Source organism: Streptococcus varani (assembly GCF_001375655.1).
Classification (GTDB): Bacteria; Bacillota; Bacilli; order Lactobacillales; family Streptococcaceae; genus Streptococcus; species Streptococcus varani.
This window is the reverse complement of the sequence record NZ_CTEN01000004.1, coordinates 146,106-159,993: the sequence shown is the minus strand read 5'-3', so window position 1 is coordinate 159,993 and position 13,888 is coordinate 146,106. Positions and strand designations below refer to the sequence as shown.

The 13,888-nt window shown below is 37.2% G+C and carries 18 protein-coding genes; 16 read left to right on the top strand and 2 right to left on the bottom strand.

All coding sequences use genetic code 11. The annotated features are described in order from the left end of the window. Positions 1 to 95: 95 nt before the first annotated feature. From eutA to BN1356_RS09335, 14 genes are all read left to right on the top strand, one after another. The gene (gene eutA / locus BN1356_RS09400) at positions 96 to 1,529 is read left to right on the top strand and encodes an ethanolamine ammonia-lyase reactivating factor EutA (RefSeq protein ID WP_093651138.1); all 1,434 of its coding nucleotides are present in this window, start codon (positions 96 to 98) and stop codon (positions 1,527 to 1,529) included. 28 nt (positions 1,530 to 1,557) lie between these two features. Continuing rightward, positions 1,558 to 2,928: an ethanolamine ammonia-lyase subunit EutB gene (locus BN1356_RS09395; RefSeq protein ID WP_093651137.1), complete on the top strand. Its 1,371-nt coding sequence runs from the start codon at positions 1,558 to 1,560 to the stop codon at positions 2,926 to 2,928. A gap of 18 nt (positions 2,929 to 2,946) precedes the next feature. Next, positions 2,947 to 3,891: an ethanolamine ammonia-lyase subunit EutC gene (eutC, locus tag BN1356_RS09390; RefSeq protein ID WP_093651136.1), complete on the top strand. Its 945-nt coding sequence runs from the start codon at positions 2,947 to 2,949 to the stop codon at positions 3,889 to 3,891. 18 nt (positions 3,892 to 3,909) lie between these two features. Further along, the gene (gene eutL / locus BN1356_RS09385; RefSeq protein ID WP_218054299.1) at positions 3,910 to 4,563 is read left to right on the top strand and encodes an ethanolamine utilization microcompartment protein EutL; all 654 of its coding nucleotides are present in this window, start codon (positions 3,910 to 3,912) and stop codon (positions 4,561 to 4,563) included. Between the two features lie 13 nt (positions 4,564 to 4,576). Beyond that, positions 4,577 to 5,239 (top strand): BMC domain-containing protein, encoded by a 663-nt coding sequence (locus BN1356_RS12990; protein ID WP_093651134.1) that lies wholly within the window; start codon positions 4,577 to 4,579, stop codon positions 5,237 to 5,239. Between the two features lie 3 nt (positions 5,240 to 5,242). Further along, a complete protein-coding gene (locus BN1356_RS09375; RefSeq protein WP_093651133.1) occupies positions 5,243 to 6,724 on the top strand; it encodes an acetaldehyde dehydrogenase (acetylating) in 1,482 nt (493 codons plus the stop codon). A 32-nt stretch (positions 6,725 to 6,756) separates the two neighbouring features. Next, positions 6,757 to 7,044 (top strand): BMC domain-containing protein, encoded by a 288-nt coding sequence (locus tag BN1356_RS09370; RefSeq protein ID WP_093651132.1) that lies wholly within the window; start codon positions 6,757 to 6,759, stop codon positions 7,042 to 7,044. A 44-nt stretch (positions 7,045 to 7,088) separates the two neighbouring features. Further along, complete coding sequence (locus BN1356_RS09365) at positions 7,089 to 7,364, top strand: BMC domain-containing protein (RefSeq protein ID WP_093651131.1); 276 nt, start codon at positions 7,089 to 7,091, stop codon at positions 7,362 to 7,364. A gap of 84 nt (positions 7,365 to 7,448) precedes the next feature. Next, positions 7,449 to 8,096 carry a hypothetical protein gene (locus BN1356_RS09360; RefSeq protein WP_093651130.1) on the top strand — a complete coding sequence of 216 codons (648 nt, stop codon included), beginning with the start codon at positions 7,449 to 7,451 and terminating at the stop codon, positions 8,094 to 8,096. A gap of 9 nt (positions 8,097 to 8,105) precedes the next feature. Then, entirely contained in the window at positions 8,106 to 8,732 is a 627-nt protein-coding gene (eutD, locus tag BN1356_RS09355) for an ethanolamine utilization phosphate acetyltransferase EutD (protein ID WP_093651129.1), read from the top strand. A 23-nt stretch (positions 8,733 to 8,755) separates the two neighbouring features. After that, on the top strand, positions 8,756 to 9,382 hold the full coding sequence (locus tag BN1356_RS09350) for a hypothetical protein (RefSeq protein ID WP_093651128.1): 627 nt from the start codon (positions 8,756 to 8,758) through the stop codon (positions 9,380 to 9,382). An 11-nt stretch (positions 9,383 to 9,393) separates the two neighbouring features. Next, complete coding sequence (locus BN1356_RS09345) at positions 9,394 to 9,666, top strand: EutN/CcmL family microcompartment protein (RefSeq protein WP_093651127.1); 273 nt, start codon at positions 9,394 to 9,396, stop codon at positions 9,664 to 9,666. Positions 9,667 to 9,692: 26 nt separating this feature from the next. Continuing rightward, positions 9,693 to 10,796 (top strand): ethanolamine utilization protein EutH, encoded by a 1,104-nt coding sequence (locus tag BN1356_RS09340; protein ID WP_093651126.1) that lies wholly within the window; start codon positions 9,693 to 9,695, stop codon positions 10,794 to 10,796. Beyond that, positions 10,796 to 11,248 (top strand): cupin domain-containing protein, encoded by a 453-nt coding sequence (locus tag BN1356_RS09335; protein ID WP_093651125.1) that lies wholly within the window; start codon positions 10,796 to 10,798, stop codon positions 11,246 to 11,248. The genes BN1356_RS09340 and BN1356_RS09335 overlap by 1 nt, the downstream gene beginning before the upstream one ends. 697 nt (positions 11,249 to 11,945) lie before the next feature. On the opposite strand, the gene BN1356_RS09330 is transcribed toward BN1356_RS09335, so the two are convergent. Next, positions 11,946 to 12,290, bottom strand: a complete 345-nt coding sequence (locus BN1356_RS09330) for a hypothetical protein (RefSeq protein WP_093651124.1) — start codon at positions 12,288 to 12,290, stop codon at positions 11,946 to 11,948. A gap of 88 nt (positions 12,291 to 12,378) precedes the next feature. Between BN1356_RS09330 and BN1356_RS09325 the strand changes: the two genes are divergently transcribed. Further along, entirely contained in the window at positions 12,379 to 12,594 is a 216-nt protein-coding gene (locus BN1356_RS09325; protein ID WP_093651123.1) for a YdbC family protein, read from the top strand. A gap of 6 nt (positions 12,595 to 12,600) precedes the next feature. Here BN1356_RS09325 and BN1356_RS09320 read toward each other — a convergent pair whose 3' ends face one another. Continuing rightward, a complete protein-coding gene (locus BN1356_RS09320) occupies positions 12,601 to 13,140 on the bottom strand; it encodes a biotin transporter BioY (RefSeq protein ID WP_093651122.1) in 540 nt (179 codons plus the stop codon). Between the two features lie 146 nt (positions 13,141 to 13,286). On the opposite strand from BN1356_RS09320, the gene BN1356_RS09315 reads away from it, so the two are divergent. Next, a complete protein-coding gene (locus BN1356_RS09315) occupies positions 13,287 to 13,859 on the top strand; it encodes a GDSL-type esterase/lipase family protein (protein ID WP_093651121.1) in 573 nt (190 codons plus the stop codon). The last annotated feature ends 29 nt before the right edge of the window (positions 13,860 to 13,888 follow it).

Below are 13,888 nucleotides of genomic sequence, written 5' to 3'. Positions count from 1 at the left end.
ACAATGATGTAGGCCTAGAAGCAACGACGCTTAGAGTATACGGATAAGAATTTTATTCGTATTACTTTGAGCGTCTTTTTTTGGAGGTTTTTGGAGTGACAGATAAGATTCTTAGCGTAGGTATCGATATTGGAACAGCTACAACTCAACTTGTCCTGTCGGAGTTGACTATCGAAAATACAGCCTCTATTTTTTCAATTCCTCGTGTTTCAATTACATATAAACGAGTTCTTTATAAGAGTGAGATTATTTTCACTCCCATTTCAGATCAATTATTGATTGAAGTTGAAAAAATAAAAGAGTTCGTTGTTAGGGAGTATAGGCGAGCTGGAATTGAGAAAAATGATATCCAGATGGGGGCTGTTATTATAACTGGTGAAACTGCTCGTAAAGAGAATGCAAGTCAGGTCTTACAAGCTCTTAGTGGTTTTGCAGGAGACTTCGTAGTAGCAACAGCAGGGCCTGATTTGGAGAGTATTATTGCAGGAAAGGGAGCAAATAGCCACCTATATTCACAAGATAATCACACATCGGTTGCAAATATAGATATTGGTGGAGGGACTTCAAATATTGCTGTCTTTAGAGAGGGTGATTTGATAGATACGGCTTGCTTTGATATAGGTGGGCGATTGATAAAGTTGGATTCACAGAATCTTAGAGTGACTTATATTGCACCAAAATTAAAAGAGATCATCTCTGATTTAGGCCTTTCCTTAAGAGTTGGAGAAATTGCAAATCGCTCAGAACTTGATCGGATCATAAAAGAGTTGGTCGGAGTTTTAGAGGAAGCAGTTGGGATTGATGGAAGTAGCTCTTATTATAAACTACTTCAAACCAATCATGGTTTGAAAGCAATAGAGGGTATCCGATGTGTATCCTTTTCAGGAGGTGTTGCAGATGCCGTTGGAGAAGAACTTCAGACGGCTAATGAATTCCAATTTGGAGATATTGGAATATTACTAGGTAGAGCCTTGCGACAGTCACGAATTTTTGAACAGAAAAAGGTAATTGAATCAGCTGAAACGATTCGTGCAACTGTTGTAGGAGCGGGAAGTCACACGACAGACGTTAGTGGTAGTACGATTACTTATATTTCAAAAATCTTACCTATAAAAAATGTGCCAGTACTTAAACTAGCTCAATCAGATGAAAGAGAAGATAAAGAAACTTTAGAAACAATTATTAGAGATAAGATTTCTTGGTTTACTCTGGAAAATGAGATACAGCAAGTTGCTTTAGCAATAAATGGAGACAAAAATCCTACTTTTGCAAGACTCACTTCTATTGCAGAGGCTATTGTGGTTGGCATGAAAGATAGCATAGATAAGAATATCCCACTAGTTGTAGTTGTTAGGGAAGATATGGCTAAGGCCCTGGGGCAATGCCTATATACTTTATTACCTAGGGAGTATCCCTTTGTTTGTATCGATTCTGTAGATGTCCAAAATGGAGACTATATCGATATTGGTAAACCGGTTGTTGCTGGATCAGTGTTGCCGGTAGTTGTTAAGACTTTGGTCTTTAATTAAAGTAAAAAATGTCAGGAGGACATATTAAATGATTTTGAAAACAAAATTGTTTGGTAGAGTGTATGCATTTGGCTCAGTCAAAGAAGTTTTGGCCAAAGCGAATGAATATAAGTCTGGAGATCAATTGGCAGGCGTCGCTGCCGAGTCAGCTGAAGAGCGAGTAGCTGCTAAGGTTGTTTTGGCTCAATTGAAGTTATCAGACTTGTTTAATAATCCAGTCGTGCCTTATGAAGAAGATGAGGTTACGCGCATTATTATTGATGATGTTAATTTAAGAACCTATGAAAAAATCAAAAATTGGACAGTTCAAGAACTCAGAGAGTGGATTTTGGATAATAAGACAACAAACATTGATATTCAATGGATTTCTAGAGGATTAACGTCTGAAATGGTTGCAGCTGTTGCTAAGTTAATGACGAACTTGGATCTTATTGTAGGGGCTCAAAAGATTACCATTACAAAAACAGCTAATACTACAATTGGTGTTCCAGGAACTTTTTCATCTCGTTTGCAACCTAACCATACGACAGATGATCCAGATGGTATTATGGCTTCAACTATGGAAGGTTTTGCTTATGGATGTGGGGATGCTCTTCTTGGTTTAAACCCCGTTGATGATTCTGTTGAAAGTACAAAACGAATTCTTCATAAATTTAATGATTTTATCGAAGAATACAAAATTCCAACTCAGCACTGTGTTTTAGCTCACGTAACTACTCAGATTGAAGCTATGAATCAAGGCGCACCAACTGGTTTGGTATTTCAATCTATTGCTGGTTCTCAAAAAGGGAATGAAGCCTTTGGTTTTGATGCAAAAATTCTTCAAGAAGCTTGGGATACAGCATTGAAAGTAGGTACAGCAGCAGGGCCTAACGTTATGTATTTTGAAACAGGTCAAGGTTCTGAATTATCGTCAGAAGCGCATCATGGTGCCGACCAAGTGACAATGGAAGCTCGTTGCTACGGATTTGCTAAGCGTTTTGATCCCTTCTTGGTTAATACAGTAGTTGGCTTTATTGGACCAGAATATCTTTATGATTCTAAACAAGTTATCAGAGCTGGTCTTGAAGACCATTTCATGGGTAAGCTCACAGGTATATCTATGGGATGTGATATCTGCTATACAAACCATATGAAAGCAGATCAAAATGATGCTGAGAATCTTCTTGTCTTGCTCGGGACAGCTAATGTTAACTATATCATGGCAATCCCACATGGAGATGATATCATGCTTAATTATCAGACAACTGGCTATCATGAAACAGCTACAATGCGTGACCTACTTGGAAAACGTCCAATCAAAGAGTTTGAGGAGTGGATGGAAAAAATGGGTCTTATGGAGAACGGCCATCTAACAGCAATTGGTGGTGATGGCTCTGTCTTTATGAAAACCAATTAATTTAGGAGGTTCATTGACGTGGATGAAATGCAATTAAAAGAATTAATTCGCTCATACTTGAGTGAAATGGAAAAACCAGTTCAATCTGACGTAGTGGTGACAGCAGATTCTAGTACAGAATCTGTATCATCAGAGGTTAATGAGTCAAAAAGTACAATTGGTTCGAAGTTAATACCTAATCCGGCATCAACAATTATTGAAGACGGGATTATTCCAGATATTACAGAAGTGAATATTCAGGAACAATTTTTGATTCCCAATGCTATTAACGAAGAAGCATATCGGAAAATTAAAAAATTTACCCCTGCTCGTTTGGGTCTTTGGAGAGCTGGTAACCGTTATTTGACACAAACTGTTTTACGATTCCGAGCAGACCATGCTACTGCCCAAGATGCGGTATTCTCTTATGTCTCTGAAGATTTTATCAAGGAAATGGAATTCATTCCTGTTCAAACTTGTGCTTCTACAAAAGATGAATATTTGACTAGACCTGACTTGGGGAGAATTTTTTCTACTGAAACTCAGAAGTTTATTAAAGAAAACTGCAAGCCAAATCAAAAAGTACAAATTGTTGTTGGTGATGGATTGAGTTCTTCAGCTATTGAAGCTAATACTAAGGATTTCTTACCTGCACTTAAACAAGGATTGAAGATGTTTGGATTAGACTATTCTGAGATACTATTTATCAAACATGCTCGCGTTGCAGCGATGGACCAAATTGCAGAATTAACAGGTGCCGAAGTTATCTGTATGATTGTTGGGGAGCGTCCTGGTTTAGTAACAGCAGAATCAATGAGTGCTTATTTGGCTTATCGACCAACAGTTGGGATGCCTGAGTCGAAGAGAACTGTGGTATCCAACATTCAAAAAGGTGGAACTCCTGCCGTGGAGGCTGGCGCTTATGTGGCAGAAATTATCAAGAAAATTCTTGATCACAAAAAATCCGGAGTAGAACTCAAATAAATGTAGGAGGAAATTATTTTGAAAAATGAACGCTTAGGTGCAAGTGTACTCAGTGCTCTTGTTATTTCAAATATTGATGCTGGATTAGCAGCTTCGCTTGAATTGAAGCCTCATCACAAAAGTTTAGGAATTGTTACATCAGATTGTGATGATGTAACTTATGTCGCTTTAGATGAAGCAACCAAAAAAGTAGATGTTGATGTCGTTTATGCTCGAAGTATGTATGCTGGAGCAGGCAATGCTTCTACTAAACTTGCTGGTGAAGTTATAGGAATTATCGCAGGTCCGACACCAGAAGAGGTTAGAAGTGGCTTAGATGTCGTAGTCTATGAAATTGAAAATGGAGCAAGTTTTTTCAGTGCGAATGAAGACAACACAGTTCCTTACTTTGCTCATTGTATTTCACGTGCAGGTAGTTACTTATCTGCAGGAGCAAATGCAGAAGAAGGAACTGCGATTGCATACTTAATTGCTCCTCCAGCAGAGGCAATGGTAGGCTTAGATGCAGCTTTGAAAGCTGCTGATGTTAGTATTGGTGCCTTTTATGGACCACCAAGTGAAACAAACTTTGCTGGCGGTCTACTTGTAGGTTCACAATCAGCCTGTCGAGCAGCTTGTGATGCTTTTGCACGAACGATTGAATCAATTGCCAGCAATCCAATTAGCTATTGATAGGAGTTAATTTATGGCAATTAAAGCACTAGGGTTAATTGAAGTAAAAGGCTATCTAGGCGCGATAGTTGCAGCAGATGTGGCACTCAAATCAGCTAATGTCTCACTTGTCAATATTGAAACAGTAAAAGCAGGACTAAATACAGTTCAATTAACAGGAGATGTTGGTGCAGTTAAATCCGCAGTTGATGCGGCTATTATTGCGATAGGAGACAAATCTTATTATCGTGCTAGTCACGTAATACCACGTTTGGATGGCCAAGTCAATGCTTTGCTTGCTTCTAAAAAGGCCGAGCCAGGAATATCGAAACTCTTGACACAAATTGAGGAAGAAACTGAAGAGAATAATGAGATTCATCAAGATGACATTTCATTATTAAGTGGCATACATGAAGTTATTCCATTTAAAGAAGGGCAATTCCCTGTTTCATCAGAATTGATTGGTCCAAATAAAGATCAAGAGAACGTTAATCAGCTGGTTGATAATTCCGTATTAGACTCTGTCAAGGAACCGAGACCTAAATATATTAGGAAAGATTTGGAAGTATTGAAAGTTGTAGAATTACGAAAAATCGCTTATAAGGAAGATGGAATAATATTGTCTAAAAAAGAAATAAAATTTGCTAATAAGGAAAAGTTATTAAATGCATTAACTAAGTTAGCAGGGAAGGAGTAAAGCATGTTTTTAGAAGACAAGGATCTAGTTTCAATACAAGAGGTCCGCAATCTTGTCAGACGGGCAAGCATTGCACAAAAACAATTGGCAGATATGAGTCAGGAACAAATTGACACCATTGTAAAAGTTGTTGCAAAAGCCTGTTATGATGAGAGAGAACGTTTGGCTAAAATGGCTGTTGAGGAAACAGGATTTGGTCGTTGGGAGGACAAGGTTCTTAAGAATGCAATCGCTTCTAAAGGAATTTTAGAAGAAATTAAGGATATGAGAACCGTTGGTATTCTCAGCGAAGATCCTATTAAAAAAATTACCGAGATTGCTGTTCCTGTAGGGGTAGTGGCTGGACTTATTCCTTCAACAAATCCGACATCAACAGTTATGTATAAGGCTTTGATTGCTTTGAAAGCAGGGAATAGTATTGTATTTTCTCCACATCCGAACGCTCTCAAATGTATAATTGCTACGGTTGAGGTTATTAAAAAGGCTGCAGAGAAAGCTGGTTGTCCAGAAGATTCTGTCAGCGTTATCACAAGACCTTCTATTCCTGCAACGAATGAGTTGATGAGGCATCCTTCAACGAATTTAATTCTGGCAACTGGTGGCACTGCTATGGTAAAAGCAGCCTATTCGTCAGGAACACCTGCAATTGGTGTTGGACCTGGAAATGGTCCAGCTTTTATCGAACGCACCGCAGATATTGCGAAGGCTGTTAGATACATTTTAGAATCTAAGACCTTTGATAACGGTGTTATTTGTGCTTCTGAACAATCTATTATTGTTGAAGAAGAGATGAAGGAAAAAGTAGTAGCAGAATTTAAAAAGCAAGGTGCTTACTTCGTACCTGATGAAGACGCTACAAAGCTTGGTAAATTTATTATTCAACCAAATGGAGCCATGAATCCCAAAATGGTCGGAAAAACTGCTGAAGTTATTGCAGAATTGGCAGGGATTTCAGTTCCAAAAGGAACGCGTGTTCTGATTGCCAAAGAGACAGGAGTTGGTAAAGACCATCCTTACTCAATGGAAAAATTGGCACCTGTATTAGGTTTTTATACTGTGAAAGGTTGGGAAGAAGCTTGTAAATTGAGTATGAAGATCCTTCATCATGAGGGAGCTGGTCATACAATGGTTATTCATACACAAGATGAGGCTGTTATTAGAGAGTTTGCTCTTAAAAAGCCAGTATCTAGGCTTTTAATTAATACACCAGCTGCGCAAGGTGGTGTTGGGGCGACAACTGGTCTATTCCCAGCCTATACTCTAGGATGTGGTGCTGTCGGAGGTAGTGCAACTTCTGATAACGTTAGTCCTATGAACCTTTTGAATGTTCGAAGAGTAGCCTATGGGACAACAGAGTTTTGTGACTTAAAAAAAGTAGAAGGTCAAGGCTGTGTGAAACCAGAAGAAGAACTTGGGTTGTCAGGTTTAGATGAAGAACAATTGCTCAACCTTCTAGTCCAACGTGTACTAGACAAAATTAAATAAGATACAAATTATAAATAAATGGAGGAAAACACATGATAGGCGGAAATGCATTAGGAATGGTTGAAACCAAAGGTTTAGTGGCAGCAATTGAAGCAGCAGATGCAATGGTTAAAGCTGCAAATGTTAACCTTGTTGGTAAAGAACAAGTTGGTGGAGGATTAGTGACAATTCTAGTTCGTGGTGATGTTGGTGCTGTTAAAGCAGCAGTTGATGCTGGAGCAGCAGCAGCAGAGAATGTTGGAGAACTTATTTCAGTTCACGTAATCCCGCGTCCTCATTCTGAGGTTGAGGTAGTCTTACCTAAAACTGAAAAAGAATAATTTAGTATTGTAAATTAATTTTTAAAAATTTGGAGGAAAAACAAATGGCAAATGCAAATGCATTAGGAATGATTGAAACTCGTGGTCTTGTTGGTGCAATTGAAGCAGCAGATGCAATGGTTAAAGCTGCAAATGTGACATTGATTGGCAAGGAACAAGTTGGTGGAGGATTGGTAACTGTTCTGGTTCGTGGAGATGTCGGTGCTGTTAAAGCAGCGACAGATGCAGGAGCAGCAGCAGCAGAAAATGTTGGAGAATTAGTTTCTGTCCATGTTATTCCACGCCCACATACTGAAGTTGAAGTTATTTTACCTAAGTAAACTTAAGAATGAAATATTTCAATCACACGCGGGAGGATTTTCCTCTCGCGTGTAATTGAAACTTCAGTAGAAGGATGTGATGATATGACAGTTCTTACAGAAGCAAAGATTAGAAAGTTGTTTAAAGAGGCTGTCATTGCTGAAAATGGCACCCTTGAATTATCAAATGGAGATCGATTGACTCCTTCAGCGAGAAGCTTTCTAAACGATCACCATATTAAGGTTATATCTAACTCATCTAACTTTCCTAGTACAGATATTTTGTTTGCGAAAAAGGAGTTTGTAGTAATAGATAAGCTAGAGAATTCAGCTGTATATCCTTTGCTGTCTCAACTAACTAAGCTATACCCTTATTTCTTGAAATCACAAAGAATTCTGCATGTTAGCTTTCAATCAGATAAGTGTCGACAGTTAGAGAGTTATCTTAGAGTTTTGGAACAAGTAGTTGGCCATCGCCTTTTAGATGATATATCAAAATATGATGCCACCCTACCAACTAGCCAGGAGCTTCATGTTATACGTATCAGTGAGCAATTAGATCAAGAGTCAGTTATGATAGCTTATGATGCAGCTGATTGGAAGTTGTCTTGTTATGAGCTCTATATTGAACTTAGTATTTTAAGAAAAGAATTGGAATATAAGTCTGATTTAGGGCGTGATAGTTTTAGTTTACAGGTTAGTCACTTGCTAAAAGCACTTGAAGTTTTAATCTGGCTTCTTGTTAGTGAGTAGGAGGATGAAATGTCATTAGAAGATTTAGTTGATAAAATTATTGAAAAAGTTCAGGCTGAATTGGATCAAAGTTTTGAAGTTGAAGCAAGTGGTCGTCATATTCACTTATGTCAAAAAGATTTAGAACTATTATTTGGCCCAGATTATCAGCTGACAAAGGCTAAAGATTTATCTCAGCCATTTCAGTTTGCTTGCAAGGAGCGTTTAACTATTGTTGGTCCTAAGGGCAGTTTTCAAGGAGTTATCATACTTGGACCCGTAAGATCTGAAACTCAAGTAGAAATCTCTCTTACGGATTGTCTCCAATTAGGTATAAATGCCCCGATCAGAGAAAGTGGAGATACGCAAGGTTCCCCCGGGATTGTCTTAGTTAATGGTAATAAATCCGTTGCTTTAGACAAAGGAGTTATTGTTGCTAAGCGTCATGTTCATATGACACCGGAAGATGCTCAAAGATCAAATGTAGTTAATCATGAGATTGTGCAAGTCAAGGTTGAAGGCGAAAGACCATTAATTTTTGATGATGTAGTAATTCGTGTCAATCCTCACTTTGCTACCTATATGCATATTGATTATGATGAGGCTAACGCTTGTGGCTTTAGAAAAGGCATGCGCGGACATATCATTAAGAAATAGGCATTTAGAAAGGTTGGATAGAGATGGAAAATATTGATGTACTTGTTCAACTGCTTACTGATAGGGTGCTTGATAGTCTTGAATTAAGGACAACTGGTGAGGAGATATATTTTCTCGGTTGTGACAGCACTAAAACGTTTCTTCAAGATCAGGGATATCAGTTGACAATTATACCTTCACAAGCTAAGACTTTTGTTTTAGAAGAAATTTCTTTGAATTCGATTTTGAGAATAGCAAACTTATCTCCTATAGGGAGTTTGGAAGAGGCGATTTTTAAGGGACTATTTGAAGGAAAGACGGTTTTAGTTGCAGATAGGATATTTGACATAGCCAAGTATAATGATGCTGCCAAGAGTGCTTTTCTTCGCAAGATTTCTCAACAAAAAGATGTTTTAGAAAGTTATGGTTTTACTTTCTATAAAGAGGGACAGCTCGCAAGATGTCTTGGTCCATCACCAAGTCGAGTTGGAAACTCACTTATAGAGAATCAGACAAATTTAACTCGAAAGATGGGAAAGATACTAATCACAGAAGCTAAATTGCAAGAAAAAGGACTTAGTGAAGGCGATAGCTTCAAGATAGAAGCAAATATGATTGTGACTGCTTTGGCAAAGGATTACCTAAAGCGTCACAAGATTAATATTTTGTAGAGGAGGAAACTATGTTTGTTGGAATAGTGAGAGGAAGTTTATGGGCTACTAGAAAAGATGAAAAACTTAATGGTTTGAAATTTTTAGTGGTGGAGAAACAACTGAATGAACATCAAACAGCTCCTTCTGTTGTAATTGCTGCAGATTGCATCGGTGCTGGCGAAGGCGACCAAGTCCTTGTTACGACAGGAAGCTCAGCTCGTGTTAGTCTCAAGAAGAATGATATTCCGGTTGATATGGTAGTTGTTGCAATAATTGATAAAGTTGATTATTCGCTTGATTAAACCATTTCAAACAGAAAGGAAAAATGATGAGTATTAATGAGATTATTATTTATATTATGGTTATATTTATGGTCATTGGTGCTGTAGATAAATGTATTGGTGGCAAATTAGGCTTAAGTGAAAAATTCGAAGAAGGAATTATGGCTATGGGGGCCCTTGCTTTATCTATGGCAGGTATTATGGTAGTAGCTCCAATTTTGGCAGATGTTCTTAAGCCTATAGTTGTTCCTCTTTATGGTATGGTAGGTGCAGATCCTTCTATTTTTGCTACAACATTTATCGCTAATGATATGGGTGGTGCTCCTTTAGCATTAAGTTTGGCCCAAGATCCTATCGTTGGTAATTTTGCAGCCTATGTTTTAGGATCTATGATGGGTCCAACAATTGTTTTTACGATTCCTGTTGCTTTAGGGATTATTGAAAAAGAAGATAGACCTTTGTTGGCTAAAGGAATACTTTATGGTCTAGTAACAGTACCAATTGGTTGTCTGGTTGGAGGTATTTTAGTACCAGGCTTACCATTTGTAACTCTCCTGGTTAATCTTATTCCTATAGTTATTGTAGCAGGCTTAATTTTCTTAGGTTTGGTTTTGATACCAGACGGTATGATTAAAGGATTTGAAATCTTTGGACAAATTATTGTTTTTCTTGCTACTATGGGGCTAGCTTTCGGAGCAGCTCAGTTATTGACACAAAATGAGTGGCTGCTAAGCCTATATCCTAATGGTGCGGACCTTCTTATGGAAGCTTTCGGTGTTGTAGGTTCTATCGCAGTAACGCTTGCAGGAGCTTTTGGTTTAGTTGCAGTCTTTACAAAATTGGCTAATAAACCACTTTCTGCAGTTGGTAAATCATTGGGAATGAATGAGGTTGGTGCGGCAGGGCTAGTAGCTTCTTTGGCAAATAATATTGCCATGTTCCAGATGTTAAAAGATATGGATCAACGGGGTAAAATTATCAATGTCGCTTTTGCGGTATCTGCTTCTTTTGTTATCGGTGACCATCTTGGTTTTACAGCTGGTCAAAATCCAAACATGATTGCTCCTATGATGGTTGGTAAGATTGTTGGAGGAATTACTGCGGTGATTCTTGCCTTTGTTTTAACTAAAAAGGAAGGAAGTAAGAATTAATGTCTGATATTAATCGTTCAGAATTAGAGTCGTTAATTAAGAAATTACTTTTAGAGGAGTTAATGACTAAGGACTCATGCAAATCAGTTAGTCGTTCAGGGGTAATCTCTTTAGCTTTGCCTAAATTTGATGTTAGACCTGAGGATCGTCTTGATACAGGCAATCCATCTGATAAAGTGTATACACGTGATTTGCTAACTTTGGAAGAAAGTCCTCGTTTAGGTTTAGGGCTCATGACAATGGAAAATACAACATTCTCATGGCATTTAGATTATGATGAGATTGATTATGTTATTGAAGGTCGTCTGGATATTTTAGTCGGAGATGATGTCATGTCTGCTGGTCCTGGAGAGATTCTCTTTATTCCAAAAGGAAGTGACATTAAGTTCTCAGTTAAAGATAATGCACGATTTATCTATGTAACTTATCCTGCGGACTGGCAAAATCAATAGTTATCCGAATTTAGAATTTACTAAATATAGTAAGAATAAAAAATATTTTTTTATCTATAATAAACTAGTGTCAGTGCAGAAAAAAATGTATTTCTGCATTCTGATATGGTTATCTCTAGATCTTTGTTAACTAGCTGGGTTTATAAAAGTTAGACCTTAGAGAGGACCAAACTGGTTCTCTTTTTATAGTTTAGTAGAATAAGTATGCGGGTTTTCAAAATTTTCAAAGTTTCTAAGTCTGAATGCTTCTCACGTAATTTTTTATACTACCTTAAGTTTGTCAAAGGAATATACTATATAAAAACAATAGATTTTTAGTAAGTATCAACACTAAAACTAGTTTCTATCTAAAAGCCCCCTATTCTATATTTGAACAATACAATAGGGGGCTTTTAATAATTTTATTTAACATTCAAGGCGTATCCAAGTTATCTCATAACTGTTCTTTATCTGTCACTCTATAAAAGGTAGGTAAGGTCTTGTCTCAAATATTGATTTATAATGTTCACTTGTATTATAAGCTAAATAATCTTTTGGTATAATTAATTAGCAAGCTGATTTGCTTAGATATGTTTATATATTTATTAATTATAGTAGGTAAATATAATTGTCATCAATTTAGTTTTTGATAATCGTTTAGAAGGTTTTCGATAAAAAATTATAAGCAGAGTTTTGTATGATACTGCATATATTCGTTTTAGCTTATTAGATTATTTTTCTTATATTTTTTTTGCGTTACCCGAATTCCTTCTGGAACTAAGGAGATTTTTTGAATCGTTCGGAATCGAATGATAGCCGTTATATTCTTGCGAAAATTCTTGACGATCAGTTGTTTGTGTCGGTCATCCCATTTGACAATTTCACCTGTGATACTTTTTTGTTTAGAGTAGATGACATGGACGGCAGCTTTTTTATGGAGAGCTAAATGGATACTATTCAAAATCTCTGCCTGTTCTAGCTCCTCATCTGAGGATGGCTTAACAAGGGTATTTCCTAAAAAGACATTTAATCGATCAACTAACAGTTGGGTGAACTTTTTCATGGAAATTTCCTCTCATACTTGATACAATTATAGTAACTAATTTTTGACAAAAAAACAAGCACTTGCGAATAAATAAGTAGGAGGAATTATGGCAGAATTTACTTTTGAAATCGAAGAACAACTTTTGGTCCTATCAGAGAATGAAAAAGGCTGGACCAAGGAACTCAACCGTGTCTCCTTTAATGGGGCACCGGCAAAATATGATATCCGTACTTGGAGCCCAGATCACACTAAGATGGGCAAGGGAATTACTCTTTCTAATGAAGAATTTCAAGTTCTTTTAGATGCGTTTACCAACAAATAAGAGGCTTTATTGAAAGAAAGTCTCTTTTTTGAGTACTGGTCGCAAGCTCTTGACCACTAGAATGATGAAGAGTATTTGAAGCAGACTAGTCATGATGAAAGGTGTAATGGTCCAGGCCAAAGTGTCTGACCACGAAGCTTGTGTGAAGAATTTAAAATAGATTGCCCCACTTAGTAAAAGCAATGTGATACCAAGACTATTGGCAACAAAGAGTCTTAAAAAAGAAGACCGTGAATTTGTTAATCTACCGGTTACAAATCCGTAGAGGATAAATCCCCAAAGAAATCCGCCTGTCGCTCCGAAAAGAGCTTGGAAACCACTGCTACCACCAGCAAATACCGGAAGACCGATTGCCCCTAGTAAGAGATAGAAAATGACACTCAAACTGGCCTCTTTTAATTTGTAAAGACTAGCAATCAAACCGACTGCTGTAGTCTGTAAGGTAAAAGGAACAGGACCTGCTGGAATAATGATTTGCGAAAGAACAGCAATCAAGGCAGCACCGATAGCTATGTAGCTTAGAGATCGTGTTGAAGTTTGTGTCATGTTTTGTTACCCTCTTTTTAAAAATAAGTTAACTATACTATAATACCCCCTGACTCATAAGTCAAGAAATCTCTATCCGTTGTAACAATTCGGGTTCTTACTTTAAAAAATTTTATCGGATAAAGGGAAATAAAAAAGGAAAAATTATGAAGATTCTACTATTAGGTGATAGCCTCTTTGCTAGATATGAAGGTCTAGAAGAACCTCATATCAATTTTTCTCTCAAAAAAATTTTATCTGGTGTAAAGATTCAAAATTTAGCTCAATCTGGTGATAATAGTTTTGACTTATTAGAAAAGCTGCAGAAGAAGCAGATTTCTGGAGCGAATTTGGTCTTTGTTTGGATTGGAGCCAACGACTTAGCCACTCATAAGCAGGTTTTTCTTGGTGAATTTCAAGACAATTTAAGAAATATTGCTAAGCTATTATTAAAACAGTATAATTCAAGTCAAATTATCTTTCTTGGCCCGGCTCCAGTAGATGAAAGCAAACAGGTAACGAGAACAAATCGTCTAGTAAACTATTACAGTGAAATTATTGAAAAAGTTGCCAAAGAATTTAGTTTCGATTTCATCTCCATGCAAGAAGTTTTTAGACAAAGCTCCTATCCGGTCGAGCAGATCTTAAAAGGACTCCAAGATGATGGCTTGCATTTTGGTAGCTTGGGTTATGAAGTGCTAGCAAAAGCTCTTACAAAAAAGATAAAAACCAAGTTTTAGCTTGGCTTTTTCTGTTTAATTTAATGCTT